We start from the raw sequence: 13,061 nt of genomic DNA, 5'->3' as shown, positions 1-13,061 counted from the left end.
CCGCGCCCCGGGCCGCTCGGAGACTCAGGTCCACCGGGGCGGTCCCGGGTCACCGAACGGCGGCGGCACGTAGGCCACGGCCGAGGCCCGGTGCTCCACGAACGCGGACATGGCGTCCCCGTCGGCGAGCCGCTGCTGCACCCGCGTGAACAGGGCCGGATCCCGCATGTACGCGAGGAAGAGCAGGCCGCGGTCGCCGGGCCCGTGGTCGTAGGAGTAGCCGCGGCGCAGCATCCGGGCGCCCCGGTCCAGTCGCGAGTGGGCCAGCCGGATGTGGGCGTCGACCGGGATGACGTACCGGCCGGCGGGGCTCTTGGCGTAGAGGTCGACCGGGTCCCGTTCCCGGCGCCCGGTGAGCGGGGCGCCGGAGTCGCGGACGCGACCGATCACGGCCTCCTGCCGGGGCACCGGCAGGGCCCCGAAGCCGGTGGTGTCCATGTGGATCCGGCGGTAGACGAGGTACGTGGCCCCGTTCGGCCGCCAGACCCACTCGGCGTGGTCGGCGGGCGGCGGGTTCTCCGTGCCGTCCTTGAACCCGAACAGGTTGCGCGGGGTGGCGCCCGCCGCCGTCGCCGGCAGGAAGCCCTCCTGCCGGCCGAGCGTGCCGAGGTGGGCGCCGAGCCGGCCCGCGAACTCCTCGGCGGCCTCGGCGCACGCGGCCCGGGTGGGGCCGCACCACTGCACGAGCAGGTCCCCGTCGCCCGCGCCCCGTTCCAGGCGGTCCCCGGGGAAGGCGGGCGGTTCGCGCAGCGCGGCGGGGGCGGGCAGGGCGAGGCGCCGGTAGAGGCCGGGGAGGGCGCCGACCGTGCCGGTCACGGCGGTCAGGTCGGTGCGGTCGGCGCGGTCGGTGCGGGCCCACGAGGCCAGGGCCGCGCCGAGAGTCGCCGCCGTGGTGGTGTCGCGGAGGGCGTAGCGGACGAGCAACAGCCGAGGGGGCGGGGCGTCCACGATCCCGCGCTGCCCGGTGACGGCCCGCGCGGGCACGGCGGAGGCGCCGGCGGGCTGGGCGGCCGGGGCGGGCGCGGAGGCGCCGACGGTGGAGGAGGCGGTGGCGCCGGCGGGTTTGGCGTCACGGGGTTCCGCCCCGGGAACGGGCGCGGTCGCGGGGCCGCCGCAGCCGGCCGCCGCCCACGCGGTGAGCAGGGTCGCGCCGAGCGCGGTCCGGCGGTCGTACCGTTCGACGCCGGCGCCCGGCGGCTCGGACCTCGACACTGAATTCCTCCTCACGGCGCGGGGAAAATAGGAAAAGAAAAGAAAAGCCCCTGTCGGTTCGGCAGATTTTCCGAATCGGATCGGAATTCGGTCGTGGTCCCGCTCGGGGCGAGCCCAAGCTACACCTTCTGCCATGACATCGAATTCCAGTGGACACCCCGCCTCCCGCCGTTCGGGTGGAACGCGTCGCCGAATCTCCCTCCTCGCCGCCGTGACCACGGCCGTCGCCCTGTCGGCGGCGTGCGCCGCCCCGCCCTCCGACGGGGTGCCGGGCGGTGCGGGGGCCCCGGCGGGCGGCCCGGCCGTGCTCCGCGTGCCCTCGGCGTACGCGTCCGTTCAGCGGGCGGTGGACGTCGCACGTCCGGGTGATCTCGTGCTCGTGGCCCCCGGCGTGTACCGCGAGGCGGTGGCGATGCGCCGCCCCGGGATCGTGCTGCGCGGCGAGGACCGCAACCAGACCGTGATCGACGGCGAGTTCAGACGCTCCAACGGCGTGACCGTGACCGGGGCCGGCGGGGTCGTGGAGAACCTGACCGTCCGCAACCACCTCGCCAACGGGGTGCTGTTCACGGGCGTCACCGACGAGGCCCTCCAGGGCTCGGGCGCGGGCGGCGGCGCCGGCTACGACCCGCTCGACACCGTGCGCTTCCCGCCGCTGAACGGTTTCCGCGCCACCCGCGTGACCGCGCACAACAACGCGCTGTACGGGATCTACTCCTTCGACGCGCGCGGCGGGGTGATCGAGGACTCCTACGCCTCGGGGCACTCCGACTCCGGGGTGTACGTGGGCCAGTGCGATCCCTGCGACACGCTGGTGCGGGGCAACACCGTGGAGCACAACGCGATCGGCATGGAGGTCACCAACGCCTCCCGCGGCCTGTGGTTCGCCGGGAACACGATCCGGGCCAACCGGGTCGGGATCACGGTCAACTCCAACAACCTGGAGGCCCTCGGCCCGCAGCACGAGGCCACGGTGGTCGGGAACCTGATCGTCGGCAACAACGACGCGGCGAGCCCGGAACAGGCGGACGGCGGGTTCGGGATCGGGATCGGGGTCGGCGGGGGCACCCGCAACCTGTTCCTGAACAACCGGATCGAGGACCACCGCGTCGCCTCGTTCGTACTGCGCGACGTGCAGGGATACCCCGTCGCCGACAACCGGATCACCGGCAACGCCCTCGGCGCGGAGGACCTCGCCCTGCTCCTCGAAGCGCCCCGGACCCGCGGCAACTGCCTCACGGGCGGGGTGGGCGGCGACGGGGACGCGGGCGCGCCGCGGGTGCTGCCCGAGCCCGCGCCGGCCGGGCTGACCCGCTGCCCGGGGGTCGACGAGCCCGTCGGCGCGGGCGCCGACGGGGGCGCGGGCGCGAAGGGGACGGCGCGCCCGCGCGTGACTCCGCCCCCCGGGGTCTCGTTCCGCGTGGTGCGGGCCCCGGCCCCGCAACCGGGCCTGCCCGACGCCCTGCGAGCCCCGGCCCGCCCGGCCCGGAACCTGCCGGGCCCGGTACGCGTCGAGGACCACCCGCTGCCGGCCGCGCCGACGAGCTGACCGGCACTCGGACCGGGGCGCCGGAGAGCGGGGCGGGGGAGGAGCCGGCGGGGGAGAGCGGGCGCCGGAGAGCGGGTGGGGGAGCGGGACTGCCCCGCCCCGGCCTGCCCCGGCCCGCTCGGCCGCCCCGACCCGCCAGGCCCGCCCTGCCCCGCCCCGGTCCATTTGTGTGTCCATGATTCCAGTCGCTTGTTCGAAGGTCCGGAGAGCAGGTGATTCGCGCGGAATTCCTTTGTTTCGCAGGTCGAGTTCGGAGTTCTCTTGGAAATTCCGATCGATGGGCTGTTCGCATTCACCTCGCTGAGCCGAACAGGGAGTCGGGGCGTGGCGTGTGGCGAAACCGTCGAAGTGTCGAGTTCGGGGCGTGCTACTCAAGAGCCCGCCCGGTCCGTTCGCACGCCTTTTCGCGACGGACCAGTGGGCATCCCCCTCCCCCCAACCCTGGAGCACCCGTGTCTTCGTCGACCCTCCGGACACCCCCGGATCGCCGGCCCCGCCCCCACCTCGTCCACCGGGCCCTGACCCTCGGACTCAGCCTGCCGCTGCTCGCCACCTGTGCCCTGACCGGTGTCGCGGCCCCGGCCGCCGCCGTGAAGGCCGACACGGGGGACGGGACCGTCAAGGTCCGTGTGGTGCGGGAGGTGAACGCGAACGGTTCCTGGGACCGGACGTTGGAGCCGGGCATGGACCAGGTCGAGGTGACGCTCACGGACGACGCGGGCAACGTGATCACCGCGAAGACCGGCGCCGACGGCGTGGCCACCTTCACGCCGGCCGGGACCGCCCTGAAGGGCGGCAAGTACCGGGTGCAGGTCATGAACCCGAAGCCGGGCGTGCTCTACTCGGCGTTCGCCTCTCGCGAGGGCCTGGCCGGCGCGCCGAACAAGCTGTCCAGCACCGAGGAGTTCGTCGACGTCTCGGGCGGCAAGAACGTCGAGTTCACCACCGCGTACTGGAACCCGGGCGACTACTGCCAGAAGAACGCCGAGTTGGCGACGGCGTGCATCGACGCGGACGTCCCGAACAAGGCCCCGGACTCGGCCCGCACCGCCCTGGTGTTCCCGTACAACGCGCGGGGCAACGACAACCAGGTGACGAACCTGTCGACCAAGGGCCAGACCGGTTCGGTCTACGGCGTCGGCTACAGCAAGCAGAAGAAGTGGATCTTCTACGGGGCGCACGCGCACCGCTCGGCGGCCTACGGTCCCGACAAGCAGGGCGCGATCTACCTGGTGGATCGTCAGTCCAAGGAGACCTCGCTGTTCACGACCGTGCCGGACGCGGGCACGACGGAGCACGACTTCACCGACGCCGGGCACCACGACGTGGACTTCATGCCCGCCGTGGCCAAGGAGTCCCTGGGTGATGTGGAGGTGTCGGAGGACGGCAGCGAGCTGTACGTCGTCAACCTCAACGACCGCAAGCTGTACGTGTACGACGCCACGCAGAAGACCGCCGCCGCGCCCAAGGGCTCCTATGCGATCCCGGACCCGGGCTGCGCGGACGCCGGCGACTGGCGTCCCTACGGACTCGGCGTCCAGGACGGCGTGGTCTACGTCGGCGGGGTCTGCTCGGGCGAGTCCTCCCAGTCCAAGCCGGACATGCGGGCCGTGATCCGCACCTTCGACCCGAAGGCCAAGACCTTCGGCGAGATCATCATGGACGAGCCCCTCGACTTCCCGCGCGGCAAGGCGTTCAACGGCGCGAGCTGCGTCGGCGCCGGCTGGTGGCCCTGGTCGGACACCTTCCGCAAGACCCAGGACAACACCACCTGCGGTCCCTCCTGGATCGGCTACCCGCAGCCGATCCTCGCGGACATCGTCGTGGACACCGACGGGCAGCTGATCCTCGGCTTCCGCGACCGCTTCGCCGACCAGGTCGGCATGAACACCTACGTGGCCAAGGGCGACAACACGATGTGGTCGGCCGCCTCCGGTGGTGACCTCAACCGGGCCTGCAAGGGCGCCGACGGCAAGTTCAAGCTCGACGGCAACGGCGGGCCCTGCCCGAACAACGCCAATTCCTCCAACAACGGTGGCCAGGCCGCGAACGTCCGGGAGTTCTACCCCGGCGACTACCGCACCGGCTACCACGAGGAGGCCATGTACGCGGGCATCGCCCTGTCCAAGGTCGAGGACACGATCGCGAGCAGCGCGGTCGACCCGTACACCGGCCTGTGGACCGGCGGCACCGGTTTCGTCAACCGCGACGGCACCCACGACAGCCGGTGGGGCAACAAGCTGATCGACGGCAACACCAGCTTCGGCAAGGCCAACTCCATGGCCGACCTCGAAGTGCTCTGCGACGAGGCGCCGATCCAGATCGGCAACCGCGTCTGGTACGACGTGGACAAGGACGGCATCCAGGACCCGGGCGAGAAGCCCGTCCCCGGCGCCACCGTCAACCTCTACGACGAGAACGGCGTCAAGGTCGCCACGACCAAGACCAGCGCCCGCGGCGAGTACTACTTCGACGCCGAGAACGTCCCCGGCGGCCTGAAGTTCAAGACCAAGTACACCATCAAGATCGACAACGCGGACGACTACGACAACCCGAGCGGCCCCCTCTACGGCTGGGCCGTCACCAAGAACGACGCCGGCGACAACGACTTCGTCGACAGCGACGGCAAGGTCCCCGCCGGCGGCCGCTTCCCCGAGCATTCCATCGTCACCGGCGACGCCGGCCAGGACAACCACACCTACGACTTCGGCTACAACCAGCCCACCGGCCCCGTCACCGTCGTCAAGGTCGACGCCGACGACGAGAAGAAGACCCTCGCCGGGGCCCAGTTCCAGCTGTGGAAGGAGTCCAACGGCACCGACGGCCTCCAGATGTCCGGCGACAAGGCCGACACGAAGGTCGGCGACCCGGTCACCAGCGGCGCCGACGGCAAGGCCACGGTGAAGGACCTCGCCCCCGGCACCTACTACTGGCAGGAGACCAAGGCACCCGCCGGCTACGCCCTGCCCGACCCGGCCGTCGTCGGCCCGGTCGTCCTCGACGCCGGCAAGGCCGCCGACGGCGCGACCATCACCGCCAAGGACAAGCCGCTGCCCGGGCAGATCATCCTGCTGAAGAAGGACAAGAAGACCGGCAACCCGCTGCCCGGCGCCGTGTTCCAGCTGTGGCGCGAGACCAACGGCGTCGCCGGCCTCCAGCGTGACGGGGCCAAGCCCGACACCAAGCAGGGCACCGCCTGCGCCACCGACGCCAAGGGCGAGTGCGCCTTCGACGGCCCGAACGGCGTGTACTACCTCCAGGAGACGGCCGTCCCCGAGGGCTACGGCCTCCCGGCGAACCCGGTCTCCGGCCCGTACACCATCGACGCCAAGACGAAGAAGGTGACGGTCACCCTCGACAACAGCCGCAAGGAGCCCCCGAAGAAGAAGTAGCACCCCTCCCGTCCCGAGGATCTCGGGACACCACCGAGGCCCCGACTCCCCGCCCGGGGGAGCCGGGGCCCTCGGCGTGACCCACCCCCACCGCAGCCGCCCCCACCCCCGCCGCAGCCGCAGCCGTCACCTCCGGAGACACCGTGCCCGTCACCCCGACCCCCGCCACCACCCCCGCGCCCACGCCGGCCCCGGCCCCAACCCCCGAACCCGGCCCCGCGTCGACGGACGGCCTCGCCCCGATGGACGGATCCGCCCCGGCGGACGCCCCCGCCCCGGCGGACGGAGCCGCGCCGATCGGTGCTTCCGCCCGGAGCACCGGACGCGCCCCGCGATCCGCCGCCCGTGCCCGGCTGCGGCGCCGGTTGCTGCTGTGGACCGCCGGTGTCCTCGCCGCGGGCGCCTGCTGCGCCGGCGCGTACGCCCTCGTCGCCCGCCACGTCGACGCCGCGCCCCGCCCGATCACCCTCGACGAGGCCCAGACCCTGGCACTCGCCCGGTTCACGGCGTACGAGAAGAGCCCCGTCGCGGTCGTCGCCCACGTGCCCTACGACTCCGACACCACGATCGTGCGCGGCCTCGTCGACTACCGCAGCCACAAGGCGGTCGGCTCCTACGTCTCCGGGCCGGGCGCCGGCACCGCCACCGGCCTGCTCGCCTGGGACCAGGGCGGCCTCGCCGTCTCCCCGGCGGACACGCCGCCGGCCGGCCCGCCGCCGGCCCCGCTCACCGACCCGACCCGCATCGCCGGCGCCGCCGACGGCGCCGCGCCCACCGCCTGGTCCCCGCGCGCCTACACCTCCGACCCCCTCGACACGGCGCTGCGCATGGTCATGTCCCTGGGCACGGCGCAGCCCGAGAACCCCCAACTGCTGGCCCAGGCGGGCCCGCGACGCCTGCGCGAGGAGACCGTGGACGGCATCCGCTACACCGTCTTTTCCGGCCCCCGCCCGCGCGGGGCGAAGGCCGGCACGGAGTCCCCGTTGACCTACTGGGTGTCGGCGGACGGTCGACTGGGGCACGTGGAGGCCCGGCTGCCGAGCCTCGCCGGGCCCCTGCGCCTGGACTTCGCCGAGGCCCCGCGCTCGCTGAAGGTCCCCACCAAGCCCTGGGGCACGGTCGGACGAAAGTAGGCGGCAGGTGACGGGCGGCAGGCGGCAGGGGGCGGGTTTCGGCCGTCGTGCGCGGGAGCCGGCCGAGAGCGCGGTGGTGGAATGGCGAGCAAAACCTACCGGCTGGTAGCTTCCGGAAGTCGATCTTCCGCGGAGGATCCGACACCCACCCCCTCGTGCAACGACGCAAGGAAACACAGTGGTTCGCGCAACCCGCATCGTGGCGACAGCCCTCCTGCTCTCCCTCCTCCCGGCCGCCCCCGCCCTCGCCGCCGGCGACCCGACCGCCCCCGGTACCGCCCCCGCCACCCCGCACCTCGACGCCGTCGAGAACACCCTCCGCGAGGTCTCGCCGGGACTCCGCGGCACCGTCTGGGAACGCACCGCCGGCAACCGCCTCGACGCCTCCGCCCCCGGCGCCGCCGACTGGCTCCTCCAGACCCCCGGCTGCTGGGGCGACACCACCTGCGCCGACCGGCCCGGCACCCGCCGCCTGCTCGCCAAGACCACCGAGAACATCGCCGCCGCCCGCCACAGCGTCGACATCTCCACCCTCGCCCCCTTCCCCGACGGCGCGTTCCGCGACGCCCTCGTCGCCGGACTGCGGGCATCCGTCCGCGCCGGCAACACCCCTCAGGTCCGCATCCTCGTCGGCGCCGCGCCCGTCTACCACTCCACCGTCATCCCCTCCAAGTACCGCGACGAACTCCTCGCGAGCCTCGGCCCCGACGCCTCCCGCATCACCCTCAACGTCGCCTCCGCCACCACCTCCAAGACCGCGTTCTCCTGGAACCACTCCAAGCTCCTGGTCGTCGACGGCACCAACGTCATCACCGGCGGCATCAACAGCTGGAAGGGCGACTACCTCGACACCGCCCACCCCGTCTCCGACGTCGACCTCGCCCTCACCGGCCCCGCCGCCCGCTCCGCCGGCGCCTACCTCGACACCCTCTGGGACTGGACCTGCCGCAACAAGGACAACTGGGGCAGCGTCTGGTTCGCGACCTCACCCGGCGCCGGGTGCCTGAACACCGTCGACCGCGCCCCCGTCCCCGCGCCCCTGCCCGCGCACGAGGGCGGCGTGCCCGCGCTCGCCGTCGGCGGCCTCGGCGTCGGCATCCGCGACACCGACCCCACCTCCTCCTACCGCCCCTCCCTCGTCAAACCCCGCGACACCACCTGCGGCGTCGGCCTGCCCGACCGCACCAACGCCGACCGCGACTACGACACCGTCAACCCCGAGGAGAGCGCGCTGCGTTCCCTCGTCGCGAGCGCCCGCGAACACATCGAGATATCCCAGCAGGACCTCCACGCCACCTGCCCGCCCCTGCCCCGCTACGACGCCCGCCTGTACGACACCCTTGCCGCGAAACTCGTCGACGGGGTCAAGGTCCGCATCGTCGTGAGCGACCCCGCGAACCGGGGCGCCATCGGCAGCGGCGGCTACTCCCAGATCAAATCCCTGAGCGAGGTCTCCGACAGCCTCCGAGGCCGTCTCGACGCCCTCACCGGCGACCCAGCCAAGAGCCGCGCCGCGCTCTGCGCCAACCTGCAACTCGCCACGTACCGCGCGGCCGCCACCCCCACCTGGGGCGACGGCAAGCCCTACGCCCAGCACCACAAACTGGTCTCGGTCGACGACTCCGCGTTCTACATCGGCTCCAAGAACCTCTACCCCTCCTGGCTCCAGGACTTCGGCTACGTGATCGAGGACCCGGCCGCCGCCCGCCAACTCCGCGACAACCTGCTCACCCCCCAGTGGACCCACTCCCGCGCCACGGCCACCCACGACTTCGAACGCGGCACCTGCGCCTGACCGGGCGAGAGGGAACGGCCCGACGCGTCCCCGGGGCGGGGCGTCCGGGCGGGGAGTATCCGGGGCGGGGGGTGCCCGGGGCGGGGTGCCCTGGCGGGGAGTGTCCGGGGCGGGGCGCGCCGGCCCCGCCCCGTCCCCCGCCCCGTCCCCCGCCCGTCCCCCGTCACGGCCCCCGCCCGGCCCCCGCCCGCCCCCGTCACGGCGCCGGAGGCGCGAGCTCGGCGAGCAGCAGCAACAGCGAGTCGATCTCCCGCGCCGCCCGCGGTGACTGGACCTGCGCGTTCACCTCCCCGGCCCGCTCCAACGCGCACAACGCCTCCTCGCGCCGCCCTGCCACCCGGTGGATGTGCGCCCGTTCCACGAGCGTGAACAACACGGCCCGGTCCTGCTCCGCCGGACGCCGACGCACCGACTCGTCCAAGGCCCGCCCCGCCCCCTCCGGATCACCCAACAGGCGTAGCACGATGGCCCGTTGATAGGCCAGGGCCTCCGGCCCGTACCGGTGAAAGGGGTCGGCGAGCTCCGGACTCGTCGGATCGACACGTGCCAGCAGGCGCGCGGCGGCGTCCAACGCGCCGAGCGCGTCCGCCCGATTGCCCGACGTGGCGTGCACGACCCCGGCCTGCGCCGCCACGTACGCCCGCACCGGCGACGGCGCCCGCCCCGCGAGATCCCCGGCCCGCCGCAGATACGCCAACGCGGCCGGCATCCGCCCCCGCTCCAGGGCCTCCGCGCTCAACATCCGCAACGCGATCGCCCCCGCCGCGTGATCCCGGCCCAGCGCGGCCAACTCCACGGCACAGTCCAGACTCCGCCGGGCCTCCGGCGACGCGCAACTGTCGATGTAGCTCCGGGCCAACATGCACACGGCCCGCGCCGCGTGCGCCGACTCGGCCGCCCCCGGACCCGGCCCCGTGCCGTCCGCGACGGCCCGCGACCGCGACAACAACCCTTGGAGGTAGGCCAACAACATGGGGCCCGTCACCGCGCCCCCCAACGCGTCCACCTGCGCGATGAAGAACCGCTCGGCCGTCCGCCGCACCCCCGGATGCGCCACCGGAGACCCCACGGCCCGCCCGACGCCCGACGTATCGGTGACCGCGCCCGTGAACGCGCTCGTGACCGAGCTCGTGACCGCTTCCGACGCGTCGGCTCGCGGAGGCCCCGCACTCGCTCGCGGCGCGGGCAGCACGACGTCGTCGTCCCCCGCGTCCGCGTCCGCGCCGGACCGCCACCGTGTCGGCCCCGACCCGCCCCGCCAGGACCCCGGACGCCCCGGACCCTCAGCCCGCAACCCGGGCACGCTCCCCAGCACCCGCAACACATCGGCCCCCGCCGTCCCGCCCCACATCCCGGCCCCGACCCCGACCCGCGCGCCGACGGTCACGCTCAACCCCAGGTCGGCCGGGGTCAACGACCGCCCCAGCCGCTGCGAGAACAGCTCGCACAACACCTCGGGCACGGGATCCCGAGGCCGCGTCCCCCGCACCCAATGGGCGACGGTCGTACGGTCGAACCCGGTCACGTACCCGAGCTCCAGCGTCCGGGAATTGACCCGCCGGGCCAGGGACTCGTACGTCCACCCGGACTCCCGAATCCATCCGCGCAGCAGCGTGTTGGGCAAGGGCATGGCGTGTCCCACCTCTCGGTGCGGTGCGGTGCGGGCTCTGCGGAGCCCAACGGAAGAACACGGGACCGCGTCACGCTCGGCGGGCGTACGTGCCCGGGTGCGGGTGGGTTGGTGGTTGCGGTGGCCGCCTGCCGGCGGCGGGTAGGTCAAAGGCGTTTCCTGGTGGCGGCGGGGTGGGGTCGGGGGTTGGGGTGCGTTGCCGTCTGCGGGCCGGTTCGTGGCTGGGGTGGCCGCCTGCCGGCGGCGGGTAGGTCAAAGGCGTTTCCCGGTGGCGGCGGGGAGGGGTCTGGGGCGGTGGTGCGTTGCCGTCTGCGGCGGCGGGGTGGGGCACGTGGGGTCTGCGGTCGCCGGGGTTGCTTGGTGGGTGTGGTGGGGTGCGTGCCTCGCACGGTCTGGGTTCGTGGTGGGGATTGCCGTGGGCATGTCCCGGCGTGTCGCGTGCTGGGGACCTGGCCCGGCCCTGTTCGGGCCGGTGGACGGCCACGGATCCAGGCCCCGGCTCCCCTGCGCCGCCCCTGGGAAAGGCTTTTGACCTGCCCGCCGCCGGCAGGCGGCCACCCCGGCCCGGTGCCGGGCCGCACCCGGGCACGGACCGTGCCCGAGACCGCTCCCCCGCCGCCCCTGGGAAAGGTTTTTGACTTGCCCGCCGCCGGCAGGCGGCCACCGCAACCATGCACCGGGGGCGCGTTCGGGAATGCGCGCAGGGCCCCGGCGTGGTTGCCGGGGCCCTTGCGGGTGTCGCTGTGTGGCTCGTGCCTGTGTGGCTGGTGCCTGTGACGCTGTGTGGCTGGTGGTGGTTTAGTACCAGTGGTGCTGCTGCCAGAAGTTCCAGGCGCCGACGGGGCTGCCGTAGCGGGTGTTCATGTAGTCGAGGCCCCATTTGATCTGGGTGGCGGGGTTGGTCTTCCAGTCGGAGCCGGCGGAGGCCATCTTGGAGGCGGGGAGGGCCTGGACGAGGCCGTAGGCGCCGGAGGCGGTGTTGGTGGCGGTGTGGTTCCAGCCGGATTCGCGGGAGACGATGTTGTTGAACGCGGCGAACTGGGCCGGGTCGGGGATCATCTGCTGGGCGATCGCCTTGGCGTTCATCGGGGCGGCCTGGGCGGGCACGGCGGCGAGGAGGGAGCCGGCGGCGGCCAGTCCCACGACGGAGGCAGTGACGGCCTTCTTGGAAGCGGAGATGGAACGCAGGGCGAAGCGGGACACGAAAGGGAACCTTCCGGAGGGGACTGGGGTCGGCCGCTACCGCGTCGGGGACGGGTCGATCCGACCGCACCGGGGTGCGGAGGGTTCCTGTTGGCGGGGGCTCGGGGCTCGGGGCCCGGGGGAATCCCGAGGGATTTCTCCGTGGGGCTCCGGGGGGAGGCCCTGCCGCCTGGCGACTGGTCCAGTTCTAGCCGGGGCCCGGAGGCGCCGGCAAACACCCCTTCTACTACCGTCCCTCGTTGATCGGGGGCCCGTTCGGGGTGGTTCGGAGGACGGTCGGCGGGCCGGTCCGCCGGGTGCGGGCCGGGGTGGAGTGGAACCGCCCGGGACTACGATCCCGGTTCGTATGTGACGTAGGTCCTGTGGGCCGCCTCACCGTCCCGCCCCTCTAATGTCACCGCACGTGTCCTGTCGTGCGCGCCTCCGGGGGTGTTCAGGGTTCAGGGTGCGGCCTTCGGGCGTTGGTTCCAGCCGGCGATGACGGGGAGGCCGTGTTCCGTCGAGAGGCGGCCCACCGTTCCGGTGGTGAGGAGGAACAGACGGCCTTCGGACGGGGGCAGGCCCAGGCGGCGGGCCGTGAGCACGCGCAGCAGGTGCGCGTGGGCGACGAGGACCCCGTCGTCGGCGGTGTGGGCGAGGAGGGGGACGAGGCGGGCGAGGATCCGGTCCGCGCGGCGGCCCACGTCCTCGGCGTTCTCGCCCGGGCGTCCGTCGGGGTGTGGCGGGACCCCGTCGCGCCACAGGGACCAGTGGGGTCTGGTGCGCTGGATGTGCGCCGTGGTCAGGCCCTCGTATCCGCCGTAGTCCCATTCGCACAGGTCCGGGTCGGTCTCGGGTTCGGGCAGTCCGGCCAGTTCCGCCGTGCGCAGGGCGCGACGGAACGGGCTGCTGACGACGAACGCGAACCTGCGGCCGCTCAGGCCCGGGGCGAGCCCTCGGGCCTCGGCCCGTCCGGCGTCCGTGAGCGGGATGTCGGTGCGTCCGGTGTGGCGGCCCGTGGCGCTCCACTCGGTCTCGCCGTGTCGGATCAGGAGAAGGTCGCCCATCGTTCACACCCCGCGCTTTCGTCGTACACACCGTCGATGTAACGGAGAGTAGTCGAAGGTGGCGGGGTGTGAGGTGTTGGGGGGAGGGGTTCACTCGAACG

8 protein-coding genes are annotated in these 13,061 nt (G+C 73.5%); 4 read left to right on the top strand and 4 right to left on the bottom strand.

Going from position 1 to position 13,061, the window contains the following annotated elements; translation table 11 throughout:
- Window positions 1-24: 24 nt before the first annotated feature.
- A complete protein-coding gene (locus tag ACN20G_RS31470) occupies window positions 25-1,212 on the bottom strand; it encodes a Dyp-type peroxidase (protein ID WP_424216646.1) in 1,188 nt (395 codons plus the stop codon).
- A 211-nt stretch (window positions 1,213-1,423) separates the two neighbouring features.
- Here ACN20G_RS31470 and ACN20G_RS31465 point away from each other — a divergent pair, with 211 nt between their 5' ends.
- The 4 genes from ACN20G_RS31465 to ACN20G_RS31450 all read left to right on the top strand — a co-directional run bounded on the left by ACN20G_RS31465 (window position 1,424) and on the right by ACN20G_RS31450 (window position 9,081).
- Window positions 1,424-2,761 (top strand): right-handed parallel beta-helix repeat-containing protein, encoded by a 1,338-nt coding sequence (locus ACN20G_RS31465; RefSeq protein WP_424216645.1) that lies wholly within the window; start codon window positions 1,424-1,426, stop codon window positions 2,759-2,761.
- 452 nt (window positions 2,762-3,213) lie between these two features.
- Entirely contained in the window at window positions 3,214-6,153 is a 2,940-nt protein-coding gene (locus ACN20G_RS31460; RefSeq protein WP_424216644.1) for a SpaA isopeptide-forming pilin-related protein, read from the top strand.
- Between the two features lie 143 nt (window positions 6,154-6,296).
- Window positions 6,297-7,286 carry a hypothetical protein gene (locus ACN20G_RS31455; RefSeq protein ID WP_424216643.1) on the top strand — a complete coding sequence of 330 codons (990 nt, stop codon included), beginning with the start codon at window positions 6,297-6,299 and terminating at the stop codon, window positions 7,284-7,286.
- A 178-nt stretch (window positions 7,287-7,464) separates the two neighbouring features.
- Complete coding sequence (locus tag ACN20G_RS31450) at window positions 7,465-9,081, top strand: phospholipase (protein WP_424216642.1); 1,617 nt, start codon at window positions 7,465-7,467, stop codon at window positions 9,079-9,081.
- Between the two features lie 196 nt (window positions 9,082-9,277).
- On the opposite strand, the gene ACN20G_RS31445 is transcribed toward ACN20G_RS31450, so the two are convergent.
- The 3 genes from ACN20G_RS31445 to ACN20G_RS31435 all read right to left on the bottom strand — a co-directional run bounded on the left by ACN20G_RS31445 (window position 9,278) and on the right by ACN20G_RS31435 (window position 12,960).
- Complete coding sequence (locus ACN20G_RS31445) at window positions 9,278-10,711, bottom strand: tetratricopeptide repeat protein (RefSeq protein ID WP_424216641.1); 1,434 nt, start codon at window positions 10,709-10,711, stop codon at window positions 9,278-9,280.
- 798 nt (window positions 10,712-11,509) lie between these two features.
- Window positions 11,510-11,914 carry a transglycosylase SLT domain-containing protein gene (locus ACN20G_RS31440; RefSeq protein ID WP_424215958.1) on the bottom strand — a complete coding sequence of 135 codons (405 nt, stop codon included), beginning with the start codon at window positions 11,912-11,914 and terminating at the stop codon, window positions 11,510-11,512.
- A 440-nt stretch (window positions 11,915-12,354) separates the two neighbouring features.
- Entirely contained in the window at window positions 12,355-12,960 is a 606-nt protein-coding gene (locus tag ACN20G_RS31435) for a histidine phosphatase family protein (RefSeq protein ID WP_424216640.1), read from the bottom strand.
- Window positions 12,961-13,061: the final 101 nt, after the last annotated feature.

Origin of the sequence: Streptomyces dryopteridis (assembly GCF_049606955.1) — a bacterium.
Lineage (GTDB): Bacteria > Actinomycetota > Actinomycetes > Streptomycetales > Streptomycetaceae > Streptomyces.
Note: the sequence above shows the minus strand (reverse complement) of the source record. Positions and strands in the feature narration are given on the sequence as shown.

Bases quoted from the DNA above. Each gene is read 5' to 3' on its own strand.
- ACN20G_RS31445 (WP_424216641.1), bottom strand. From the start codon at position 10,711: ATGCCCTTGCCCAACACGCTGCTGCGCGGATGGATTCGGGAGTCCGGG.
- ACN20G_RS31435 (WP_424216640.1), bottom strand. From the start codon at position 12,960: ATGGGCGACCTTCTCCTGATCCGACACGGCGAGACCGAGTGGAGCGCC.